At 63.8% G+C, this 23995-nt stretch carries 12 protein-coding genes; 7 read left to right on the top strand and 5 right to left on the bottom strand.

Going from position 1 to position 23995, the window contains the following annotated elements:
* Window positions 1–146: 146 nt before the first annotated feature.
* Window positions 147–12764, top strand: coding sequence for a filamentous hemagglutinin family protein (locus IB266_RS12160; RefSeq protein ID WP_192261328.1), 12618 nt, complete (start codon window positions 147–149; stop codon window positions 12762–12764).
* 150 nt (window positions 12765–12914) lie between these two features.
* On the opposite strand, the gene IB266_RS12155 is transcribed toward IB266_RS12160, so the two are convergent.
* Window positions 12915–15488: an EAL domain-containing protein gene (locus IB266_RS12155; protein WP_192261327.1), complete on the bottom strand. Its 2574-nt coding sequence runs from the start codon at window positions 15486–15488 to the stop codon at window positions 12915–12917.
* A gap of 339 nt (window positions 15489–15827) precedes the next feature.
* Here IB266_RS12155 and IB266_RS12150 point away from each other — a divergent pair, with 339 nt between their 5' ends.
* The 3 genes from IB266_RS12150 (at window position 15828) to IB266_RS12140 (ending at window position 17943) form a co-directional block, all read left to right on the top strand.
* Window positions 15828–16214 carry an EF-hand domain-containing protein gene (locus tag IB266_RS12150; RefSeq protein ID WP_192261326.1) on the top strand — a complete coding sequence of 129 codons (387 nt, stop codon included), beginning with the start codon at window positions 15828–15830 and terminating at the stop codon, window positions 16212–16214.
* 129 nt (window positions 16215–16343) lie between these two features.
* A complete protein-coding gene (locus tag IB266_RS12145) occupies window positions 16344–17189 on the top strand; it encodes a DUF692 domain-containing protein (protein ID WP_192261325.1) in 846 nt (281 codons plus the stop codon).
* Window positions 17182–17943 (top strand): DUF2063 domain-containing protein, encoded by a 762-nt coding sequence (locus IB266_RS12140; protein WP_192261324.1) that lies wholly within the window; start codon window positions 17182–17184, stop codon window positions 17941–17943. The genes IB266_RS12145 and IB266_RS12140 overlap by 8 nt, the downstream gene beginning before the upstream one ends.
* Window positions 17944–18053: 110 nt before the next feature.
* Here the strand turns inward: IB266_RS12140 and IB266_RS12135 are convergent, their stop codons facing one another.
* The 4 genes from IB266_RS12135 to IB266_RS12120 all read right to left on the bottom strand — a co-directional run bounded on the left by IB266_RS12135 (window position 18054) and on the right by IB266_RS12120 (window position 21580).
* A complete protein-coding gene (locus IB266_RS12135) occupies window positions 18054–18560 on the bottom strand; it encodes a DoxX family protein (RefSeq protein WP_192261323.1) in 507 nt (168 codons plus the stop codon).
* 17 nt (window positions 18561–18577) lie between these two features.
* On the bottom strand, window positions 18578–19210 hold the full coding sequence (locus tag IB266_RS12130; RefSeq protein ID WP_092198371.1) for a ferric reductase-like transmembrane domain-containing protein: 633 nt from the start codon (window positions 19208–19210) through the stop codon (window positions 18578–18580).
* Between the two features lie 322 nt (window positions 19211–19532).
* On the bottom strand, window positions 19533–20843 hold the full coding sequence (locus tag IB266_RS12125) for an ATP-binding protein (protein WP_192261322.1): 1311 nt from the start codon (window positions 20841–20843) through the stop codon (window positions 19533–19535).
* Window positions 20840–21580 (bottom strand): response regulator, encoded by a 741-nt coding sequence (locus tag IB266_RS12120; protein ID WP_003202589.1) that lies wholly within the window; start codon window positions 21578–21580, stop codon window positions 20840–20842. Before IB266_RS12120 ends, IB266_RS12125 begins: the two co-directional genes overlap by 4 nt.
* Window positions 21581–21805: 225 nt before the next feature.
* Here IB266_RS12120 and IB266_RS12115 point away from each other — a divergent pair, with 225 nt between their 5' ends.
* From IB266_RS12115 to IB266_RS12105, 3 genes are all read left to right on the top strand, one after another.
* A complete protein-coding gene (locus IB266_RS12115; RefSeq protein ID WP_072404435.1) occupies window positions 21806–22069 on the top strand; it encodes a DUF2790 domain-containing protein in 264 nt (87 codons plus the stop codon).
* A 168-nt stretch (window positions 22070–22237) separates the two neighbouring features.
* Entirely contained in the window at window positions 22238–23446 is a 1209-nt protein-coding gene (locus tag IB266_RS12110) for a cytochrome c biogenesis protein DipZ (protein ID WP_192261321.1), read from the top strand.
* 229 nt (window positions 23447–23675) lie between these two features.
* Window positions 23676–23993 carry a hypothetical protein gene (locus IB266_RS12105; protein ID WP_412548307.1) on the top strand — a complete coding sequence of 106 codons (318 nt, stop codon included), beginning with the start codon at window positions 23676–23678 and terminating at the stop codon, window positions 23991–23993.
* Window positions 23994–23995: the final 2 nt, after the last annotated feature.

The following is a 23995-nucleotide window of genomic DNA, read 5'->3' as shown; positions in this document are numbered from 1 at the left end:
TAGCCGTACCAACACAGCCACATGAAATTTTCATGACATCCGTTCGGTCGCGAGCGGTTGTAACCGCCTAACCCCTATAACCAACGCTGGCAGCTTGATAGCACTGCGTTGCGCCCCCTTAGAGCGAACCCGAAAGGATGAGTAGGATGCTGCGCTGCAAACCCCAGACGAACCTGAATGCTTCACGTCGCGATGGCGAGTTGTCGATGTTGCGGCTCAAGCCGCTGGCCCAGGCCATTGCCCTGCTGATGGTGGCCGGCAATGCCCACGCGGCGACGGCGTTCAGTTCGGCCTGGTTTGCCGCCAAGGGCGCGTCCCAGGCCGGTGGTACGGGGCGGCCCACGACCGCGCAGCCAGGCATGCCGCCGCCCTTGGCCCAACAGCAACGGGCCAATGCGCAGCTGCAGCGTTCATTGACCAACCTCAACAACACCGTGGCCGCCATCGCGGCTCAGCAGGCGGCCCAGGCCGCCGGGCGGCAAGCCGCGCTCGGACAAGTACAAGTCGTGCCTGACGGTTTGGGCGAGGGCGGGCTCAAGGTCGACAACAGCCTGACCCAGGGCTGGCTCAACGCCAAGGGACCGCAGCAGACCCAGGCGGGCGGCAAGACCACGGTGAAGATCGAGCAGACCGCCGACAAGGCGATTCTCAACTGGGAAACCTTCAACGTCGGCCGCAATACCACGGTGGATTTCCAGCAGCAGTCGGACTGGGCCGTGCTCAACCGGGTCAACGACCCCCAGGCGCGACCGAGCCAGATCCAGGGCCAGATCAAGGGCAATGGCACGGTGATGCTGGTCAACCGCAACGGCATCATTTTCAGCGGCAGCAGCCAGGTTAACGTGCGCAATCTGGCGGCGGTGGCGGCCAACGTCAGCGATGAACAATTCAGCAAGCGCGGCTTGTACGTCGATGCCACCGGCAGCCAACCGACCTTCACCGACGCGGCGGGCAAGATTGAAGTGCAGCAGGGCGCACTGATCGAAACCCATCGCGCTGCCACCTCCACGGCCGGTGGTGGTTATGCCTTGCTGCTGGGGTCCGAAGTGGAGAACGCCGGTTCCATCATCACCGCCAAGGGCCAGACCACCCTGGCGGCGGGTGACAGCTTCTACATCCGGCGCGGCCAGGGCACCAGCGGCAACCTGCGTTCCACCACCCGTGGCAACGAGGTCGCGACGTCCCTCAAGCCCGGCAGCAGCGCCGGCACGGTGATCAACAGCGGCCTGATCCAGGCCAGCACCGGCGACATCACCCTCACCGGGCACAACGTGCAGCAGAACGGCGTGGCGGTGGCGAGCAGTTCGGTGGACACCCGCGGCACCGTGCACCTGCTCAACGCCTTCAGCGACAGCAGCGGCAGCGTGACCCTGGGGCAGGGCAGCGCCACGGCGGTGTTGCTCGATGCTGCCGGCGGCAGCGCCCTGGACAGCCAGCGCAACGCCGGACCGGCCGGCCTGGATGGCACGCCGAACAACCTGATCACCGGCCAGTTCAACAACCTCAGCAGTGTGGTGGACCGCAGCGACCAGTCCCGGGTCGAGATCGTCAGTGGCGGCAGCGTCGACTTCCAGAACGGTTCCATCACCCTGGCCACCGGCGGCCAGGTCGCGGTCAGCGCCGCCGGGCGCAGCCTGGTGCGCGATGGCGCGGTGATCGATGTGTCCGGCGCCATCGGCGTCAAGGTGGCGATGGAATCCAATTCCATCAAGGTCAACGTGCAGGGCAATGAACAGCGCGACGCCCCGGTCAACCGCGACGGCGGTAAACTGACCAACAACGATGTGTGGGTGGACGTGCGTGACTTGATCTACGTGCCGGCGGGTACCAACGGGTACGCCACCGATCGTTGGTACACGGCGGGTGGATTGTTGGAGGTCGGCGGTTACCTGGGCACTCGCGGCCACAGTGTCGGCGAATGGGCCGCACAAGGCGGTACCCTGACGTTCACCGGCAACGACGTGGTGACCCAGCAGGCGGCGCAGTTGAACCTGTCTGGCGGCACTTTGGATGTGCAGAGCGGCTACCTGCGCCAGTCCTGGCTCAAGGGCGCCGATGGGCGCTTGTATGAATTGTCCAAGGCACCGGGGGACATTCTCTATACCGGCATCTACAAAGGCTACGAAGACCACAGCCAGCGCTGGGGCCAGACCGATTACTACTACAACCCGCTGATCGCCCCGCGCGAGCGTTTTGAGGCCGGCTACACCGTTGGCCGCGATGCCGGCAAGCTGGTGGTATCGACCCGCAACGCGGTGCTGGAAGGCCAGATCGTTGGCGAGGTCTACCAGGGTGAACGCCAGACCCAGGCGCCGAACCTCAACCTTGATGGTTACCAGCAATCGCAAAACGCCGTGGCCCGACGGGCTCAGTTGTGGGTAGGCAGCTACACACCGATCTATGACAAGACCAGTGGCGTGATCAATAGCGGCCTGAACCCCACCTTCGATCAGGTCACCGTCGGCAAGGTGACCGACAAGATTGCCGCGGGCCTGGACCTGACCTCGGCGGTCGGCAGCGACCGGCAAGGCAAGTTGGTGCTGGATAACGCGCTGCTCAATGGCTTCCAGCTCGGCGCGGTCAAGGTGGCAGCGGCGCAAGGCATCAACGTCGATGGCACGCTCAAGGTGGCCGACGGCGGGGATATCACGCTTTATGCGCCGCAAGTGGAGGTGAACGCCGACCTGACCGCCCGTAGTGGGCGCATTGCCTTGGGTAACGTGCTTAAACAGGTCCGAACCGATAATTTCCAGATGGAAGACGTTGTGCTTTCGCCCGCCACCGGTCAGCGTGCCGCGGTCACGCTGGGCGAGGGCGTGACATTGAACACCGCTGGTCGGTGGAGCAACCTGCTACTCGACGGCAACGATCACCAGGGCCTGCCGTTCCTCAATGGCGGCGCTGTGTCTGTACGCAGCAGCGGCGACATCGATGTGCGCCAGGGCAGCCTGATCGACGTCAGCTCCGGTGCTGCGGTCATGGCCGATGGCAAGACCCGTGGCGGCAAGGGCGGTGACCTGACCCTGACCGCCAGTACCGGCACGTCGTCCAGTAACGGTGCCTTGAACCTGGGCGGCGAATTGCGCGGCACCGGCGTGAATGGCGGCGGGACCTTGAAACTGTCGGCTAACAAAGTGCTGATCGGCGACAGCGGTTCGCCCCTCGAACCCGGCACCTTGCAACTGGGCGGTGACTTCTTCGACAAAGGCTTCTCGGCCTATGACATCACCGGTAACCAAGGCCTGACCGTGGCCGACGGCACCCGCGTCGATGTGACGATGCCGGTGTACCGTTTCGGCGAGCAGGCGTTGAGCACCGGCAGCGGCGCAGAACCGGCCGATGCGTTGCAGCGCTGGACGCCGCAGCTGTACCAGGAGGATGCGATCAAAGGCGTCCTGACCCAGCGTCGCGGCGCAAGCCTGAGCCTCACTGCCGGTACCGCCAACTCCAGCGCGGCCGACATGGCCAGCACGGTGTTGAACCTTGGCAAGGGCAGCGTGATCAGCGTCGATCCGGGGCAGGGCATCGATGTGCGCAGCATCGGTCAACTGACCGCCAACGGCACCCTTAATGCGTGGGGTGGGCGGGTCAGCCTCACCGGGTTGAGCGTCATCGGTGCGCAGGGTGAAGCCGTCAACGCCCAGGGCCACGGTCGTTCCATCTGGCTGGGCGAGCAAGCGCTGATCGACGTCTCCAGTCGGGCCGTGACCGCCCAGGATATGCGCGGTCAGACCTATGGCTTGGTACGTGATGGCGGGCAGATTGTCATCGGCGGCCAGATCGATGCCACAAAGGGTTCGGCTTCCGCATCCGAACTGTTTGTCGTGGTGCGCGACGGCGCGCGTCTGCAAGCGGATGGCAGCCAGGCCGTGCTGGATATTCCCGGCCAGGGACGCACGTCGGTGGCGAGCGATGGCGGCAGTATTTCCGTGGCGTCGGCCAATGGTTTGTACCTGGATGGCGATTTCAGCGCTCGTTCGGGGGGCACGGGGGCGGCAGGGGGCAGTTTGTCGGTGGCCCTGGAAACGCCGTATTACCGCAACGATGCGGTCAGTGACCGGGTGTTGCAAGTGCGTGAGCTGGTGCTCGGGCAAAACGCCCAAGCGACCCTGCCGGGCGACACGGCCGAAACCTCGGCGGATTCACTGGTCTACGGTCACGGCCGATTGGGTGTGGATCAGGTCCAGTCGGGTGGCTTCGACAGCCTGGCGCTGTTGAGCAACGGGCTGTTGAGCATCGATGGCGACGTGTCGCTGTCCCTTGGCCAAAACCTGAGCCTGTATGCCCGCAGTTTTGTAACCAGTGCAGCCGCGCCAAATACCCGGGCTCAACTCAATGCTTCCCATGTACTGCTATCGGGCCCCGCAGCCAACCTTCCAAACAGGGATAGCTACGTCCGACCGGTGGTCGATGGCGGCGTATCGTTGCAGACGAACAAGGCCGTGTTTTCTGTCAACGCAGACCTGCTGGATGTGCAGGGTAACGTGACCTTCAGTAGCAAGGGTACCGTGCGACAGGCCGACGGCAGCACCGTCGAGTTGGAGCGCGCCGGTTTTGACCGGGTTCAGTTAAGCAGTCGGGGGGATGTGCGATTCCTGGCCGGGTTCTCGAACGATGGATTGCCTACAGGCTTTACCACCCAACTCCTGACGCCTTCGGACATGATGTTGCAAGCCGCTCAGCTGTATCCAGCGACGGGCGTTGGCGCCCGGGTTTTGGCGGGTTGGAGCATGACCGCGGAGGGAACGCCGCAATATGATCCTTTGCGCAGCCTGGTCATCGGGCGAACGACCCAAACCACGTCCCAGGTGCCTTACTCGGCGTTCGGGCGCTTGCAATTGGGTAGCGCAAGGATTGAACAGGGCGGGGTGGTACGGGCACCGCTGGGTTTGATTGAAATCGGCACCAATGGTGGTCCCGGGGAAGCCATCACCGATCGGATCAACCTGTTGCCGGGCAGCTTGACCTCGGTCAGTGGCCTGGGTCTGGTCATGCCGTATGGTGGCACTGTCGATGGTCAGAGTTACCAGTACGCCGGCAAGAAGGTTGTGCTGCTGGGACAAGGCGCGGTTCCTTCCGAAAACGGCGACATTAATATCGGCGTGATTCTGGGCGGCAAATCGGTGGAGGGCCAGGAAGGCTCGGTACTCGACCTCTCGGGCGGCGGTGACTTGCTCGGTGCTGGTTTCATCTCCGGCCGTGGCGGTTCTACCGATGCGCGTTTCAACCCGCTGGTCCAGATTGGCGCCAACGGCGGCTTCACCCTGCCGGGCCTGTCCACCAACCCGGTCTACGCCATCGTGCCGGGCAACCAGAGTGCTTATGCGCCCGTTGCCCCGGAAGGCGGCGCGGTGGATCCGCGAGTAGGCCAGCAAATTACCATTGGCGCCGGTGTGCCAGGGCTCGCCGCCGGTACCTATACCCTGATGCCGTCCACGTATGCGTTGATGCCAGGAGCGTTCCGAGTCGAGGTCAACGGCCTGGCGGGGCAAGGCCTCACAACGGGCGCGCAACAGATGCGCAACGGCTCCTGGACCACCGCTGGCGTGCTCTCGGTCGCCAATACCGGGCAGCGCGACAGTTTGTCCAGCCAGGTCATCCTGACGTCGGGGGATGTGCTGCGTCGCTACTCTCAATATAACGAAACCAGCTACGCCCAGTTTGCCGTGGCCGATGCCGCTCGCCTGGGCGTGCCTCGGGCCCTCTTGCCGGTCGATGCCAAGACCTTGAAGTTGAGCCTGTCGCCTGGCGCGGGAGATCAGGCTTTTTCCTTCAAGGGCATCGGCAAGTTCGCGCCTCAAACGGGGGGGTATGGTGGTACTGTCGCTGTGACTGCTATCGCGAATAAGGCGTTGGAGGTGGTAGCCGAGGGAAGTGGGGCGACGGCTGGCTTCGAAGGCGTGACCCTCAATGCCGAGAGCCTGAATGCGTTGAATGCCTCGCGCCAAGTGATCGGTGGCCAGTTTTCAGTGGTCTATGGACAAGGCGGCAATTACATCAGCCCGCAGAAGGTGTCGAGCAGCGTGATCTTGCGCGAAGGCGCGACCTTGGCAGCTCCCGAAGTATTCCTTCTGTCCAGTGGCGGGGAAGTGCTGGTGGAGCAAGGCGCCGCCATCAATACCATCGGCCGGGGCAAGGCCGCCTATGACGCCCGTGATGGTTTTATCTATAACCTGAGCGGGAAATCGCTCAACTACAGCATGCTGGCTGCCTCCAACGGTTTGCTCAATGTGCTTGCGCCCGAGTCGGGTTCCAACGGCTCCATCAACATCGGCGGTTGCAGCCTGATAGCGTGCAGTGGCGTCACACGGATTCATTCCGAGGGCAGTATTGTCGCTGCTTCGGGCGGCAGCGTGGCCCTGAGCGACCAAGTGCGCTACGGCACCCGTCACCTGACCCTGGCCCTGAGTAATATCAACGTCGGCACCGCCCAGGCACTCAGCGATGCGGCGATGCGCCAGGTCTTGCCAGCGGGGCTGACCCTGAGCCAGACCGTGCTTGATCGCCTGTTGCGTGGCGACACCGAATATGGCGCACCGGCCCTGGAAACCCTAGAGCTGTCGGCCCGCGAGGCGTTGAACTTCTACGCAACCGTCAGCCTCGACACGTATGACCCGGTCACCGGCAAATCGCGCCTGAGCAACCTGATGCTCAGCACCCCGGCCATCTATGGCGCCGGCAACGCCAATGACGTGGCGACTATCCGTACCGCCAACCTGATCTGGAACGGTGCCGTCGGCGCGCCGGGTTCGGTGATTGCTGGTGGGGCGGGCACCGGCGCCGGTCGCCTGGACATCCAGGCCCAACGGATCGAGTTCGGTTACGGTGCCTTCGCCCAGCCCAGCTCGATCACCACCCTGGATCGCCTGGCGCTGGGATTCGCCAACGTCAACCTCAGCGCCAGCGAACGCTTGACCGCCAACCACAAGGGCAGCCTGGCGGTGTATCAAAGCCAAGGCGCCTATGACGCGAAAACAGGCTACGCCTACAGCGGCGGCAATCTGAATATCCTTACCCCGTTGCTCACCGGTGAGGCCGGTTCGGTCAACCGCATCACCGTAGGTGGGGCGGTCAATGTGGCAGGCACGACCGCTAAGCCGGGCGCTGTCTCCGGGCTTGGGGGTGAGTTATCCCTCAAGGGGCAGAGCCTCAACCTGGCCAGTGCCGTGGTGCTGCCCAGCGGCAAGCTCACCCTCAGCGCAACGGATGACCTGACCCTCGCCGATGGAGCGCTGATCGACGTGGCTGGGCGCGCAGTCACCTTCAACGATGTCACGCGCTACAGCGCCGGTGGCGAGGTGATCCTGCAAAGCCGCAACGGCAACATCCGCCAGGCGGATGGTTCAAGCATCGACCTCTCGGCTCGCAATAATCAGGCTGGCCGGCTCAGTGCGGTGGCGTTGGACGAGGCGGCCGGGCTGGTCGACCTGCAAGGACAAATCCTCGGCAGCAGCAGTGGCGAATACGACGCCGGCGGCACCACCATGCCGTACCAGGCCGGCGGCGTGGAAATCCAGGCCCAGCGCCTGGGCGCCAGCGGTAGCCTCAGCGAGCAGTTCGCGGCGTTGAACCAACGCTTGAACGATGGGCAGGTCTACGGCTCCCGTGGCTTCCAGCTCAAGCAGGGCGACCTGGTGATCGGCAACGAACTCAAGGCCTCGACCATCAGTGTATCGGTCGACAACGGAAACCTGTTGGTCAATGGCAAGGTAGACGCCAGCGGCGAACGGGTCGGCAGCATCCGGCTCGCCGCCGGGCGCTCTCTGACCCTGGGCAGCAACGCGGTGCTCGATGCCCACGGCAATCGCCTGCGGGTGGACAGCTACGGCAAGATCATCGACTCACCGAACCGCGCCATGGTCGACCTGACCTCCCGGGGCGGCGTGCTGACATTGGCCGACGGCGCGCGCATCGATTTGCGTCATGGCACCGCGGCGCCTGCGGGGCAGCATGATGGTCGCGCTCGCGGCACCCTGGAGCTCAATGCCCGGCGCGCCGGCCCGGATGCCACCCACGGTGACATTGCCATCGACGCCAGCGGCAACCTGGATATCCAGGGCGCACGGTCCATCGCCGTCAATGGTATGTGGCAATACAACGACGCAGCCTTTGGCAGCGATCCGGCGGCCAGTGGCCGTCCTTATCAGGTCATCGACCAGGCCTACCTGGATGGCAAGCATCAGGACAGCCTCGCCTTCATCAACGCGGCGCTGGCCAACAGCGATTTGATGCAACGCAAACTCGCTGGTCTGAACAACGCCCGTTATGTCGATGCGTTCCACCTACGGCCCGGCGTCGAGATCGTCAGTGCGACGGCCGACGGTGATCTGGTGGTGCAGGGGGACCTGGACCTGTCCGGTTATCGCTACGCCAGTGTCAACCCGCACACCCGGCAAACCGCCGTGTACGGTTCCGGCGAGGCCGGCGCGCTGACCCTGCGTGCCGGGGGCGACCTGAGCATCTACGGCAGCATCAACGACGGATTCGCTCCGCCGCCCGCCACTCAGGATGACAAAGGCTGGGTGTTGCTGCCCGGCATCGATTTCACCGGTGGCGACATCGTCGTCCCCGGTGCCGGCGTGACCCTGGCCGACGGTACGGCGTTCCCGGCGGGAACCACGCTCAACTACGACTTACCCATCAAAAACGTGACCCTGGCGGCCGGCACCCGGTTGCCAGTGGCGGCGATCCTGGAACAACCTTTGGAACTGCCGGCCGGCACGGTATTGGCGGCGGCGGTGCACGACGCCTCCGGCAAACTGCTGTTTGCCGCGGGCACTTTGCTGAGCCGGGCCCAGACCCTCGAAGCCGGCTCGCAGTTGGGCGCCGGCAGCGTGTTGAGCGGCGCCGCCGCATTGCTCGGTTTCACCTGGCCCAAGGGCGTGGCGCTGCCCAATGTGGCTGACGCTGGCAATGTGCAGAGCAATATCCTCAAGCTTGAAGGCAGCCTGGTCTTGAACCGTGGTTCGCTGATCCCCTCGGGCACCGATGTGAAGTTGCCGGATGGCGTCGAGTCGATCCAGCTACGTCCGGAAGTCGCTGGCAGCCAGGGGCGGATGTGGGCCGTCGCGCCGATGCTCGCCGAGGGTTCGCAATCCTGGTCGTTGCGGTTGGTGGCCGGGGCCGATACGACGGCAGCGGACAGCCGGATCGTCCAGCCCGATCCGGTACAAGGCGACTTGCGTCTTGCCGATAGTCACTACGGCATGTTTGGCAAATCCGTGCCGGCCAAGGGCACCTATCGGTGGACTCAACAAGGGGTCGATGAGCTGGCGGGCGCGGGATTCACGGTAGAGCTTGGCCAAACCGTTGACCTGGACATCGTGAGCAATTTTGGCTACGACTCGGTTGACGCCTTCTGTGCGGATTTCGCCGGTATTTGCGCGCTTCAAGCTTCTTACAGATGGACCAAGGCCGCGGAGGAGGAATTGGCAGGTTCCGGCTTTGAGGTCAAGGCCGGCGAGCTGATCAGCCAGGCCGCTGCGCAGTTTTTCCAGTTTGATTCGGTTCAGTCACTCTGCGACGCGGCGCCGAGTGTCTGTGCTCCCGCTGACGTGGAATATGAAGCGGTTGCCGGCAGTGTCCGTCCGAGCGTCATCCGCACCGGTACCGGGGACCTGGAACTGCTCAGCGGTGGCAGCCTGCGCATGGATTCGTTGTTCGGCATCTACACCGCCGGCACCTCGTCAGTGCCGACGTTCCCGGGCGATCCCTACAACCAGCCCAAGGCCTTGGGCGCCAACGGCAAGGTGCTCAACGACGAGGATGGCAGCAACGAAAAGCTGGTCGATGGCGGGCCTGAAAGTCTCTATCGCGCCTGGTATCCGGACGCGGGCGGCAATCTGTTGCTCAAGGTCGGCGGCGACCTCAGCGGTAACCTGACCGCGCCTGCAGCAACCCCGAGCGGACGACCGAATCCCGCCGACATGGGCCAGGACTCGGCCAATGTGGGCAATTGGCTCTGGCGCCAGGGCAATGGTGATTCAGTGAGCAGCCAGCCGACCGCCTGGTGGATCAACTTCGGTAGTTATACCGCGTCGACGGTATCGGGTGGCGCTGATCAAATGGCCGCTTTCACCGGGTTCGGAACTTTGGGTGGCGGTGATCTGGATGTACAGGTGAAGGGTGACGCGGGCGTGTTGAACCGACTTGCCGGTAGCGACTTCAACTCAAACATCAACCCTCGTAGCCAGGGGCTGCTGTTGGCGGTGGGCAGCACCGGACGTGTGGGCGCTGATGGCAGCCTGCAATTGACCGGCGGTGGAGATCTCAATCTGCGTGTGGGTGGTGCTTTGAATCCCGAGAGCCTGTTCGTGAACGGGCATCTCAACGGCGTGGTCACCAACCTGCGCGGGCACGTGCAAATCGACAGCGGTGCCATTGGCCGGATTGACCTGCGCTACGGCAACCAGGTCTCTGACCAATCCCCTGGCGAGACGCGGGCCTACGATCCTTTCCGGTCCACCCGTGGCATGGCGTCAGGTGGGCTGACCCTGATGCCGGGGGATGCGACCTTCAATCTTTCGACGCTGGGCGACCTCGTCGTGCAGGACGTCGCCGACCCGGGCCGAGCACCGATGATGAGCGTCTCGCCGTTTAAAAACGGGTCGGCCAACGGTTCGGGGATAAGCTGGTTTTCGTTGTGGACGGCCAACACGGCCATCGACCTGTGGTCATCCGGGGGCAACCTGACGCCGTTGACGGTGGGTTTCGAAACGGACCTGGCGGTGGTCTATCCGTCGATCCTGCGCGCCGTGGCGGCCAGTGGCAGTCTTTACTACGGTGAGGCCAAGACCCTTGGCACGGGGGGCTACGATGGCAGCTTTCGCTCGGCCTTGCTGCTGGCGCCCGGTGACAACAGCGAGTTGCAGTTCCTGGCTGGCGACTCCATTTATGGCGGCGACCTGACGGTCAGTCGTTCCGGTGCTTCGTCAGCGGCCATGGCCACACCGTTGCGGCCGGCCTTTATGGGGCTGGTCGATGGCAGTGTGGTGGTCAGCAATCTCTCGGCCGACGGTAACCGTGTGACCTCCACGACGAACCTGCCTCTGTTGGCTTTCGACAGCAGCAGTGCCTCCAGCGAGTGGGCCGCCCACACCGATCCTGCCCGCTTCTATGCCCTGCGGGGCGACTTGCTGGCCATCAACACTGGTCGGGCCATGACTTACACCAGCACGACAGACAGCCGCTTGGGACAAACCGCCTATGAAGGTGCCGGTCCGGTATGGATGATGGCCGGGCGTGACATTGTCAGCAGTGGTATCCCTCTGAGTGGCGGCCGAGGCGGGGATGGAAATAACGGTGGGGCCTATACCGTCGCCGGCAACCTCTTCATCCACAACAACCCCACTGACATCTCCATTGTCTCGGCCGGGCGCGACATCCTCTACAGCAACTTCAACGTCGCCGGTCCCGGCCTGCTGGAGATTACCGCCGGGCGCAATATCCTAATGGACGACAAGGTCAGCATCACCAGCCTCGGCGCCGTGGTGCCAGGGGATTCGCGCCCTGGCGCGAGCCTGGTGCTGCAAGCCGGCGCGGGTCTCAACGGCGCGGATTACGAACGCTTCGTCAAGGCGTACCTGGACCCGGCGAACCAGGCCCTGGCCGGTGTGCCCCTGGCGAACCAGGACGGCAAGGTCGCCAAGACCTATGAAACCGAATTGGTGGATTGGCTGGAGAAGCGCTTCGGCTTCAGCGGCGACAGCGAACAGGCTCGCAGCTATTTCGCGGCGTTGCCGGCCGAGCAGCAACGGGTGTTTGCCCGCGACGTGTACTTCGCCGAGCTCAAGGCCGGTGGTCGTGAGTACAACGAAGTCGGCGGCGTGCGCCAGGGCAGCTACCTGCGCGGGCGAGAGGCTATCGACCTGCTGTTCCCAGCCAAGGACGTGGCGGGCAATGCGATCACCTACAAGGGCGACATCACGATGTTCGGCGGGGCGGGGGTGCATACCGATTTCGGCGGCAGCATCCAAATGCTCACCCCGGGTGGCGGGCAGACGTTCGGCATCGAAGGCAACGCGCCGCCGTCCACCGCCGGGGTGATCACCCAGGGCGAGGGCGATATCCAGTTGTATGCGCAGAACAGCATCCTGCTGGGGCAGAGCCGAATCATGACCACCTTTGGCGGCTCGATCCTCGGCTGGTCGGCCCAGGGCGACATCAACGCCGGCCGGGGTTCGAAGACCACCGTGGTGTACACGCCGCCCAAGCGTTTGTATGACACCTGGGGTAACGTGACGCTGTCGCCTTCGGTGCCGAGCACCGGGGCCGGTATCGCCACTCTCAACCCCATTGCCGAAGTGGCGCCGGGGGATATCGACCTGATCGCGCCGATGGGCACCATCGATGCGGGCGAGGCGGGGATCCGGGTGTCGGGCAACGTCAACATCGCGGCGTTGACCGTGGTGAACGCGGCCAACATCCAGACCCAGGGCAAGTCCACCGGCGTGCCGCTGGCGGCCTCGGTGAACACCGGGGCCATCACCTCGGCCAGTTCGGCGGCGTCTTCGGCGACGCAGGCGGCTGAAGACGTGGCCCGTCAGCAACAGAACGCGGCGCGGCAGAACCAGGCGTCGGTGTTCACGGTGCAGGTGGTGAGTTTTGGCTCCGAGCAATTGGCCCCGTCACGCGATGGCGCCAGCCGCGACGCGCCTCGGGCCTACGACCCGGCCAGCCCGGTGCAGGTACTGGGCGCGGGGCCTTTGGACGAGCAGAACCGCCAGCGGCTGACCGAGGAGGAGCGGGGGCGGTTGAGTTTGTAGGGGATTGAGCTGCAGTGTGAGGTGGGCTGTGCTGGCCTCATCGCGAGCAAGCTCGCTCCCACAGGGAGCTGGGGTTGTCCATGAGCTTTTGCCTGCACCACAGCGCCCATTGTGGGAGCGAGCTTGCTCGCGATAGCGGTGGGACGTGGGTTACAGCCACCGTGGCGTGGTGAAGAACGAGGCCATTTCCGAGCGGGCCAGTGCCGCACCGAAGTACGGGCCCTGGACATGGTCGCAGGCCACGTTGCGCAGTTGGCTGAATTGCCGGGCGTTTTCGATGCCTTCGGCGGTGACCATGAGCCCTACGCTGCGGCTCAACCGGATCATCGCCAGGACGCCTTCCTTGTCGTCCTCCAGGCCCAGCTGCGACAGGATGTTGCGATCGAAGCGGATGCCATCGAACGGCTGGTCCAGCACCTCGCGCAGGGAGGCGATGCTGGTGCCGAATTTGTCGATGTTGATCCGCACGCCGAGGTCCTTGAGCGCATGGAGGGTGCTGGCGACGGTCTTGTGGTCGGCCAGCAGGACCCCTTCGGCCACTTCCAGGGTCAGCCGGTGAGGCGCCAGGCCGCTCGCTTCGAGGGCCTCTTGCACCTGGTTGAGCAGGAAGCTGCTGTTGAACCACCGGGGTGAAACCGCGATGGAGACATTGACGGCGCTCGGCCAGGTCGCGGCCTCTTCACAGACATTGATCAACATCCAGGTACCCAGCTCTTCCAGTTGGCCCGAGGTTTCGGCCACCGGTATGAAGTCGGCCCCACCCAGCTCACCTTTCTCGGGATGGTGCCAAAAGGTCTGGGCTTCGAAACCGTGCAGTTGCTCGGCGCTCACATCGAAGCGAGGCAAGTAGCGCAGTTCCAGTTGGTCCCGCTGCATGGCGTCGCGCAGTTGCTGCTCGTATCGCCGCCGGTCGCGGGCCAGGTTGCCCATGGCTTCCACATACACGCGCCAGGTGTTGCGGCCTCCTGCCTTGGCCGCATACAAGGCGATATCGGCGTGGCGCAACAGTTCATCGGCGCGTTCGTCACCGGGCTGCGCCCAGGCAACGCCGATGCTTACCCCCAGGTACAGCGTATTGCCGTCCAGGTGCATGGGCCGTTGCATGCAATCGATCAGCCGTTCACACAGTTGATCGAGATCGTCGGCGTCGCCGGGGTCGGGCATGACAATGACAAATTCATCACCGCCCAGGCGCGCCACCAGATCGGTGCCACGGACGTTTTGCTGGAGGATATGCGCCACTTCCCTGAGCACTTTATCGCCCACGGCATGGCCCAGGGAGTCGTTGACCGGCTTGAACCGGTCCATGTCCAGGTTCAGCAGCGCCAGAGGCGGGCGATCAGGTCGGTCCAGGTGTTCGCGCAGGCAATCGAACAGGCGGTTGCGGTTGGCCAGCCCGGTCAGCGGATCATGCAAGGAAAGGTGCTTGATCTGGGCGAGCGCCCGCAGCTCGTCGGTGATGTCGGTGGCGGTGCCGCGAAAACCCAGGGTGCCGGCCTCGATGGCCCGTACCGACAGTTTGCAGGTGCGGATGCGCTGGTTGCGCGCGGTGTACTCGCACAGCAGCGGCGCCGAAGAGAGGCTGTTGGCGCCGCCGAGCAGCCATTGGGCAATCGAGATCGAGCCGCCATGGGGGTGGAGCAGCCGTTGCAGAGGTTTGCCCAGCCATTCCGTGGGGCTGAACCCGGTCACTTGTTCGAAGCGCTCCGACAGGTAGGTCAGTGTCCCGGTCGAATCGACCTCCCACAACCAGTCGGATGAGACTTCGGCAATGTCGCGGAAACGTTCTTCACTGCGTTCCAGCGCCTTGCGGTGGGCCAGCAGGCTGGCGTATTGGCTTTCCTGGGCGCGAAGCATCACCAAGGCATGGCGTAGGACGGCCAGCGCCAGGATTCCCAGCACCAGCAGCGCCAGGGCCAGCAAAGGCAGCAGCCCCTTGCGCAGATCCTGGCCCGGGGTTTGTGGTCGCCAGGCCAGGGCCTCCAGGGTCAGGTTGTCGAGCAACAGTTGGGCGGTATCGGCTGGGCCTGGTGTCCTGGCGATATGGGCATCGGGCAGGGCGAAGTCCCGCGCCAGGTTTTTCAGGGCACCGGGGTCCAGGACCTTGACGAAGAGCATCAGGCTGGGCGGGCCGGGAATTTGCGCCACGCTGTTGTCCGTGCCGGTGGTGATGGCGGACACGGCGACGAATGCAGGGGCATCTTCGTGATGCAGCATCTCGACGACCACTTCGTCGTGATTTTCCTCGGTGCTGGCTTTGTTCCACAGGGCGCGCAGATCGCCGGTCAGCCAGGTATCGGCATCGACGTCGCTCATTTGGCCATCGATCACCGAATAGACGGTCTTGCCGGTCGGGGAAATGACAAACACCGCCTGGTAACCGTAGAGCGAATACACGCTGCTACCGACGTTTTCCTGGTCATAGGCCCATTCCTTGTCGACCTGGACATGCAGGTGCCGGTAGGCGTCGCTCCACTTGGAATAGTCGCTCAGGTCGCGGCCAATGCCGGTGCGGATCCCCTCGATGGCCCGTTGGGCGAAAAACAGGCTCTGCTCACGGGCGCGTCGGTCCTGGGTACCGGTGATGTTGAGCAACACGGCGATCGCCAATGCGGACATGACAAACAGCAGGAGCATGATGGCCGGAAAAGTGCGACGGGTGAAGCTACGGGTTGGCGAGCCCGGGGAAAGGACAGTCGAGTCGTTGCCAGCATTTTCAATCATAAAGATAAGTCGTCAGCCAAAAAGCGATTTCACCCGCACCTGTTTTGTATCGGCGGATGGGCTGATTTACTTAGTCGTGTTAACGAATGGGCCGACGGGCTGCGTTGTCTTCGTCATGTGCGGACCTTGAAGCGTGATGCCCACTCGAGGGCGACATCCCGTTGGGGCGGGCATGTATCGCAGTGTGTACCGCACAGGCCCGGATACACCTGCTTGACGAAGGCCCAGGCCGGCGACACAGGCCGGATACACACCGGCGATTAACTACGCCAGCCAGCCGACACCGAGCCTCGGTGCGGGTGACTGGCGCCTTAATCGTCAATCGTCAGAGGAATACCCATGCTCAACTTCTCCCGCAATTCGTCCCTTGTACTCGGCCTGGCCCTGGTCGGCGGCCTGGGTCTCTCCACGGCGGCTTCGGCCTTGACCATGAACGATCTGGCCCAGGGCTACACCCTGGCGGCAGCCGATACCGTGAAGAAACCCGCCGAAGGCAAGTGCGGCGAAGACAAGTTCGCCAAGACCGATACCAACCACGATGGCCAGGTCTCGCGTGACGAGTTCATCGCCGCGGCACCGGAGCGCGCGGCGGAGTTCGACAAGATCGACGCCAACCACGACGGCGGCATCTCGTTGCCGGAAGCCAAGCAATACCTGTCGGCCCAGGCGAAGACCGCGGAAGGCAAATGTGGCGAAGGCAAGTGCGGGGCGGCTATCGAGTCCTGATTCGCCCCGGGTGGTGAGCCTGATGGGTTGATGCCAGCTCCCTCGCCACGGGTGTTCGGTTTCCATTGTGGGGTGGGTGTTCGTTCCATGAGGCTCTCCACATCTCGTTTCCCCCAAGAGAGATGTGTCATGTTGAATTTACCTCAACCCTCGGCAGGCCTCGGCCTGCGTCGGGCCTTGCTCGATGAGCTACGCCAGGCGCCGGCCGGGGATTTCGATTTTCTCGAAGTGGCCCCGGAAAACTGGATCGGAATCGGCGGCCCCCATGGGGCCGCCTTGCATTCGCTGGCCGAACGTTATCCGTTGACGTGCCATGGCCTGTCGTTGTCCCTCGGTGGGCCGGCGCCGCTGGACCTGGCGTTTCTCGGCCAGGTCCGCGGGTTTCTCGAGCGTTTCAACGTGCCGCTCTACAGCGAGCACTTGAGCTACTGCGGCGATGACGGGCATTTGTATGACCTGTTGCCGCTGCCCTTTACCGAAGAAGCGGTGCATCACGTGGCGGCGCGGATCCGTCAGGCCCAGGATGTGCTGGGGCGGCGTCTGGCGGTGGAAAACGTCTCCTATTACGCCGCCCCCCGACAAGACATGAGCGAGCTGGAATTCACCCGGGCGGTGTTGCGCGAAGCCGATTGCGACCTGTTGCTGGACGTCAACAACGTCTACGTCAACTCGATCAATCACGGTTTCGATCCGCGGGCATTCCTGGCGGGCCTCGAGCCGGAGCGGGTGGTCGCGATGCATGTGGCCGGGCATTACGATGAGTCCGACACGTTGAAAATCGACAGCCATGGCGCACCGGTCAAACCGCAGGTCTGGGCGTTGCTGGCCCAGGCCTACGGGCGTTTCGGCGTGCGGCCGACCTTGCTCGAACGGGACTTCAACTTCCCGCCCTATGCCGCGCTGGTGGCCGAATTGCAGACGATTCGCCAGTTGCAATACCCGGCCGTCACCCGGCAGGCGGTGCCCCATGGCTGAGGCCCGGCAGACGCTGCATCAGCAGCAACAGGCGCTGACCCGTTACCTGCGCGACCCGGAACACTGCCCGGTTCCGGCCGGCATGGACGCGGCGCGGGCGCAGGTGTACCGCGACCTGGTCTTCGAAAACATGCGTTCGCTGCTCAGCGGCACCTTCCCCGTGCTGGTGAGCGTACTGGGGCAGACTCCCTGGTGTGCCTGTGTGCGCGGGTTCCTGCGCGAACACCGCTGCGTCACGCCCATGTTCGGTAAAATCGCCGAGGAGTTTGTGACCTACCTCGCGGCCCATCCATCGCCGGACTGGCCGCCGTTCGTGGCGGAGCTGGCGCACTATGAGTGGGTCGAGATGGCGCTGCTGCAATCCGAGGCCGAGCCGTTGCCGAGTCATGATGAGGCCGCCTTGCTCGATCTGCCGCTGCGTGTCTCGCCCCTGGCCTGGCCGCTGGCGTACCAGTGGCCGGTGCATCGCCTGGCCCCGGGCTACCAGCCCTCGACGCCACCGGCCCAGCCGACGCTGTTGCTGGTGCGGCGCACGCCTGGGTTTGAGGTGCGCTTTGCCGAACTCAGCCCGTTGGCCTGGCGTCTTTTGCAGCGCATCGAGGAACATCCCGGGTTGGCGGGGCGAGGGCAGTTGCTGGCGTTGGCGCAGGAGGCGGGGGTGGCTTCGTTCGAGTTCATGGACAGCGCCGTGGCGCTGTTGCGGCGGATGCAGGAGCAAGGGGTTGTTGGCGTGCAGCCACATCCCGTCAATTAAACCCAACCCCTGTGGGAGCGAGCTTGCTCGCGATGGCGGTATGTCAGTCATTGTGACGTCGACTGACCCACTGCTATCGCGAGCAAGCTCGCTCCCACAAGGGTTTTTTGTCAGGCTTTACTTGGGTGAGGCAGGCCGCTCTTCAGCAGCGCATCCACACTCAGCTTCCCAGCCCCTTGCAGCACCAACGGCAGCAACGCCACCAGGTAGATCAACGGCAGCTTGAAGTTGCCATGCCCCTTGTTGGTAATCGCATAACCCTGGGCCAGTTCGCTCAAGCTCGACCAGTCCGCCGGCCAGTGTACGGCAGCGGTCGCCACCACGGTGACGACGATCAGCACCAGCGCCGACAGGCGCGTGCCCAAGCCGATCAACAGGGCGATGGCGCCGATCAGTTCGGCCCACATCGCCAGGTCCCAGTTCCACTGGGCCGGTACATGGTCGAAGGGGAACGGGAAGGCCGACTGGATCTCGGCGAACCAGTTCTCGCCATTCCATTTTTCCAGGCCGGATTCGAAAAACTCCCAGGCCAGGAACAGGCGCAGGCCCAGCGGCGCGAGCCAGGCGCCTGCCTGATCGAGATGCAGGTGCAGTGTTTTCAGTACGTTTGAATACATGATCGGCCTCCCTGGGCTCAAGCGTGTTGCGGCCGTTGGCGGCGCTGAGTGGCCTGGGCCAGCTTGCCCACCAGGCGGATGGCGGTGGCGGCGCAGATCAGGCCGAACGGCAGCACGTACCAGTCGCTCATGGGAATGCGCTTGAAATTGGAGTAGGCAAAGATCGCCGCCAGCACCCACATACCCGTGACATGCAGGCGCTTCCAGGCCTTGAAGCCGATCAGGCGCGTGGTGCTTTTGAACGAGGTCAGGGCCAGCAGCAGGATGAAGACGTAGCCCACGGTGCCCGGCACGTTGCCGAGGGTGGTGCGGCCGGGCCAGAACTCGGTGTTGAGCTGGCCGTAGCTGTAGATCAGCACCGCGTGGACCAGATGGGAGAAGGCAAACGCCAGCCCGATGAAGCGTCGTTCACGCACCAGCGAGCGGCTCAGGGGCGAGGGCACCAGCACCGCGAATGCCGAGGCGGTGAAGGCCAGCAGGAAGAGGAAGAAGGACGAACGAGCCGTGGCGCGAATGGCGCTGCGCACGCCTTCGGTGAGGTCCGGGTTGAGCACCAGGATCAACCCGGTCATCAACAGCACCAGGGCGGCGAGCAGGCTGAACAGCGACCAGCCCTGGAAACGAAGGGGAGATGCAGTTGCGGTAGGCATGTAAAGGCTCCTTGGATGTCGAGGCCCGGTGGTGATAGCCGCCGGGGTACGAGGAGTCTTTCAAGCCGGTGTAAGCGGGGTGTGTCCGCAACGCCTTATCGTGCAAGTTTGTGTATGTCCATCATCCGCAGACACACTGACATACAAACCTGCATCCAAATCCAATACCCCACAGGGGGATTGGTAAGGCATCAATCTGTATAACGCCTCGGAACAGTGTGGGAGCGAGCTTGCTCGCGATGGCGTCAGGTCAGTTGAACAGGCGCCGGCTGATACACCGCTATCGCGAGCAAGCTCGCTCCCACAGAGGTTGTTGGTTGTGTCAGCTTGCGAAGGCCAGGCGCAGCTCGGCGCATAGGCCGCCGCCGTCGCGGTTGCTCAGGGTCAGTGAGCCGCCCATGGCGATCGCCAGTTGCTGGGCGATCGCCAGGCCCAGGCCGGTGCCACCGGTTTCCCGGTTGCGCGAGCTTTCCACCCGATAGAACGGTTTGAGCACCTCGGCCAGTTCCAGCTCGCTGATCCCGGGGCCACGGTCCAACACCTGGATCACCAGTTGCCCGTTGGATGCCGGTTGCACCTGGATCTGCGCCGCGCCGCCGAATTTCAAGGCGTTGTCCACCAGATTGACCAGCACCCGCCGCAGGGCATGGGGGCGGGTGTCGATGACGGCGGCGTTTTTCCCGCACAGTTGCACGTCCTTGCCGGTGTCCTGGTAGTCGAACACCAGGCTGTCGAGAAACGCATCCAGGCTGATCCGGCAGCTGGCCTCGGTGGCGCCATGGATGCTGCGGGCATAGGCCACGCCTTCACGCACCAAGTGTTCCATTTCGCTCAAGTCGCTCCACAGTTTGTCCCTTTCGATCCCTTCGTCCATGAACTCGGCGCGCAGCTTCATGCGCGTGATGGGCGTCTGCAAGTCATGGGAAATCGCCGCCAGCAACTGCATGCGCTCCTTGAGGTAGGCGGCGATGCGGTCCTGCATGGCATTGAAGGCCTTGGCCGCATGCACCACTTCGGTCGGGCCCTTTTCGTCCAGGCGGACGCTGTGGGCGTTCGGGTCGAGGGTTTCCACCGCCTGGGCCAGCCGGGTCAGGGGGCCGACGGCGATGCGCACGGCCAGCCAGGTGCAGCCGATCAACAGCGCCAACTGCCCCAGCAACACCATCGGCAGCCAGGGGGAGAGGGGCATCATCGCCGGGCGTACGTCGATGGTCAGCGGGCTGCCGTCCCCCAGGCGCAGGAGCGCCTGATAGTGCATTTTCGGCCCGGGAATCTGCTTGAAGGTCAGGCCATAGGCCTGGCCGATGGCTTCCTGGATCGAACTGACCGAGATCGGCGCATCGGCAAGATCCATCGGTTGCCCGGGCTGGCCTTCGTCGAGCAGGTAGCCATAGTTGCGCCGGGCGAGTTTCGGCAGCCAGGCCGGGCGTTCGGCGGCAGGCAGGCGGTCGAGAATGGCGACGGAGGTCGAGACATCGGTTTCCAGGTTGCCGAGCATGGTCGACTTGGCACTCTGATAGCGCTCGTAGTATTGGACACCGAAGGACAGGCCCTGGGCCAGGATCAGGCCGATCAGGAAGATCAGCGACAACCTCGAGGCCAGGGTCCGTGGCCAACGCAGCGGCAGACTCATACCGAGGCCTCGAGGATCTCCACCGGCAGCGAGAACACGTAGCCTTCGCTGCGCACGGTCTTGATGTAGGCCGGTTCCCGGGCGTCGTCCAGCAGGCGCTGGCGCAGGCGACTGACCAGCAAATCGATGGAACGATCGAACAGGTCGGCGTCCCGGCCCTGGGTGAGGTTAAGCAACTGGTCGCGGTTGAGCACCCGTTGCGGATGGTCGAGGAATACCCGCAACAAACGATATTCGGCGCCGCTCAAGGCAACCATGGTGCCGTCGGTGTCCAGCAGGTGGCGGGCGGTGGTGTCCAGGCGCCAGCGCCCGAACGCCAGCAGGCGACCACTTTCAGTGACCACTAGGTTGGGCGGCAGCATGCGGGTGCGGCGCAGCACGGCGTTGATCCGCGCCAGCAGTTCGCGGGCGGCGAACGGCTTGACCAGGTAATCATCGGCGCCCATCTCCAGGCCGATGATGCGGTCGGTTTCGTCGTTGCGTGCGGTGAGCATCAGCACCGGCGTGGCCTTGTGCTTGCCGGCACGCAGCTCCCGGCACAGCACCAGGCCGTCGTCGCCGGGCATCATGATGTCCAGCACGATCAGGTCCACCGGGGTGGTTTCCAGGAAAGCGCGCATCTGCCGGCCATCGGCGACGACAGTGGTGCGCAGGCCATTCTTTTTCAGGTAGTTGCCAACCAGCTCTCTGATCTCGCGATCGTCATCCACTATCAACACGTGATCGACATGATCCATGGTGTCCAGCTCCTCGGCGTTTCGTTGTGAGCAGTCTACAGGCGCCGGCCGGCCCGGCTCGCGGCGGTTTGTATTGCAGTGTATCTGGCGCGCGACGGATACACAGCGATGCAAAAAGCCACCGGGCTCGATACAGACGCGATACCTGCGCGGCATTCAATGGCACCCATCGAGGCAACACAACGCAGCCTCGGCAGATAAACCCCATTGAATCGAGGAATCGCCATGAACACCAAAGCCCTCTACGCCGCCTGCCTTTTCGCCGCGCTGAACATCTGCACCCTGTCGGCCCGGGCCGAAAGCAACGTGCAGGCGCACAGCTACACCTACGGCACCCACCTGGACATCCAGAAGGTGCTTTCCCTTACCGAAGACGCCGAGCCGACCTGCGGCGTGGTCAACGCCCACATGACCTACCTGGATTCGGCAGGCCACGAGCAAGCGCTGGACTATCGCAAGTTTTCCGATAACTGCAGCAACCAGAACTGACCTGCTTTTGTGGCGAGGGAGCTTGCTCCCGCTGGGGCGCGAAGCGGCCCCTTTATTTTCCTGACGTACCCAGTTGTCAGGTCGATTTCGGGGGCTGCTGCGCAGCCCAGCGGGAGCAAGCTCCCTCGCCACAGGGTCTATGTCAGCCTTTTAGATTGAGGTGTTGCCATGCTTCTGATCGCTTTTCTCGGCGGGATCCTGACGATTCTCAGCCCCTGTATTCTTCCGGTGGTGCCGTTTCTGTTCGCCCGGGCCGATCGCTCCCGCGGCTCGGTGCTGCTGACCCTCGGCGGCATGGTGCTGACGTTCGCCCTGGTCTCCAGCCTGGCGGTGGTCAGTAGCGAATGGGTGGTGCGCGCCAGCAGCGTCGGCCGGCAAGTGGCCTTGGTGGTGATGGTGGTGTTCGCCTTGTCATTGATCTTCAGCCGGGTCGGCATCTGGCTGGCGCGGCCGCTGGTCAGCCTGGGCAATCGCCTGGACGCCGGGGCCGGGCGGATGGCCGGGCCGGTGGCCTCGGTGCTGGTCGGGGTCGCCACCGGGCTGCTCTGGGCACCGTGTGCCGGGCCGATACTCGGGGTGATCCTGACCGGTGCGATGCTGCAAGGCGCCAGCGCACAAACCAGCCTGTTGTTGCTCGCCTACGGCCTGGGCAGTGCCTTGTCCCTGGGCACATTGATCCTGGCCGGGCGTGGGCTGGTCTGGCGCCTGAAACTCTCGCTGCCGATCACCACCTGGTTGCGCCGGGGAACGGGGGCAGTGGTGTTGCTGGCAGCCGTGGCGATTGGCACCGGGGCGGACGATCGGTTGTTGGCGGCGACTTCCTCCCAAGCCTCGGCCACCTTGGAACAAGGCTTGCTGAAGAACGTGCCCAAGGTCATTGACTATGTGGTGAGCAAGGCCGGCGCAAGCTCTATGCCGGCCCTCGAATCCCAGGGCGCCATGCCTGCGCTGGACGGCGCGGTGCAATGGCTGAACTCGCCGCCACTGAGCAGCGAGTCACTGCGGGGCAAGGTGGTGCTGGTGGACTTCTGGACCTACGACTGCATCAACTGCCAGCACACCTTGCCCTATGTGAACGGTTGGGCGAAGAAGTATGAAAAGGACGGGCTGGTGGTGATCGGTGTCCACACCCCGGAATACGGCTACGAGAAGATCATCGATAACGTACGCGAGCAGGTACGCAAACTGGACATCCACTACCCGGTGGCGATCGACAATCAGTATGCGATCTGGCGTGCCTTCAACAATCAGTACTGGCCGGCCCATTACTTCATCGATACCAAGGGGCAGATGCGCTACAGCCACTTTGGCGAAGGGCGCTACGGCGAGCAGGAGCAGGTGATCCAGCAGTTGTTGCAGGAGGCGAAGACGGGTTGATGACTAGAGCGAGCTTGCTTGTGCGAGGGGAATCTGTGGGAGCAAGGCTTGCCCGCGAAGCAGACGACTCGGTTTCAGATAGACCGCGCGAACTTCATCGCGGGCAAGCCTTGCTCCCACAGATTCCCTCGCCACAAGTCGATGTAGTGGTGCTGGCCCCTTGCTCATTTGCATCCAGTCAAACTTCTTTCCTTTCAGAAAGTTGGGCGACAAACCTATGCGTATTTCTATGTGGGTCGTAACGACGTTTCTCGTGGCCGCCGTCTCGCTTGGGGCCCAGGCCAAGGCGCTGACGCAGAACCAGCAGTCGGTGTGCCGCTGGGGTGCGGACATTGCGGCGGGCGCGCAGGCGTCGAAGCTTTCCGGCGTCAGCCTGTACGGCGCGCGCAAGAAGCTGCAAGTGCGCAAGTTTCCCCGGCCCTGGATGCGCATGACCGCCTTGGGCATTACCGAGCAGACTTACAACAGCGCTTCGCGTCTGAAGCCTGCTGCGGTCAAGCAGACCTACTACGAACAATGTGTTCGTCATGAGCTGGCACGCCGATAGGC

It is taken from the genome of Pseudomonas sp. Pdm06, from assembly GCF_014851795.1.
In the GTDB taxonomy this organism is placed as follows: Bacteria; Pseudomonadota; Gammaproteobacteria; order Pseudomonadales; family Pseudomonadaceae; genus Aquipseudomonas; species Aquipseudomonas fluorescens_AA.
This window is presented reverse-complemented; position numbering and strand designations above follow the sequence as displayed.

Bases quoted from the DNA above. Each gene is read 5' to 3' on its own strand.
- IB266_RS12160 (WP_192261328.1), top strand. From the start codon at position 147: ATGCTGCGCTGCAAACCCCAGACGAACCTGAATGCTTCACGTCGCGAT.
- IB266_RS12155 (WP_192261327.1), bottom strand. From the start codon at position 15,488: ATGATTGAAAATGCTGGCAACGACTCGACTGTCCTTTCCCCGGGCTCG.
- IB266_RS12150 (WP_192261326.1), top strand. From the start codon at position 15,828: ATGCTCAACTTCTCCCGCAATTCGTCCCTTGTACTCGGCCTGGCCCTG.
- IB266_RS12145 (WP_192261325.1), top strand. From the start codon at position 16,344: ATGTTGAATTTACCTCAACCCTCGGCAGGCCTCGGCCTGCGTCGGGCC.
- IB266_RS12140 (WP_192261324.1), top strand. From the start codon at position 17,182: ATGGCTGAGGCCCGGCAGACGCTGCATCAGCAGCAACAGGCGCTGACC.
- IB266_RS12135 (WP_192261323.1), bottom strand. From the start codon at position 18,560: ATGTATTCAAACGTACTGAAAACACTGCACCTGCATCTCGATCAGGCA.
- IB266_RS12130 (WP_092198371.1), bottom strand. From the start codon at position 19,210: ATGCCTACCGCAACTGCATCTCCCCTTCGTTTCCAGGGCTGGTCGCTG.
- IB266_RS12125 (WP_192261322.1), bottom strand. From the start codon at position 20,843: ATGAGTCTGCCGCTGCGTTGGCCACGGACCCTGGCCTCGAGGTTGTCG.
- IB266_RS12120 (WP_003202589.1), bottom strand. From the start codon at position 21,580: ATGGATCATGTCGATCACGTGTTGATAGTGGATGACGATCGCGAGATC.
- IB266_RS12115 (WP_072404435.1), top strand. From the start codon at position 21,806: ATGAACACCAAAGCCCTCTACGCCGCCTGCCTTTTCGCCGCGCTGAAC.
- IB266_RS12110 (WP_192261321.1), top strand. From the start codon at position 22,238: ATGCTTCTGATCGCTTTTCTCGGCGGGATCCTGACGATTCTCAGCCCC.
- IB266_RS12105 (WP_412548307.1), top strand. From the start codon at position 23,676: ATGTGGGTCGTAACGACGTTTCTCGTGGCCGCCGTCTCGCTTGGGGCC.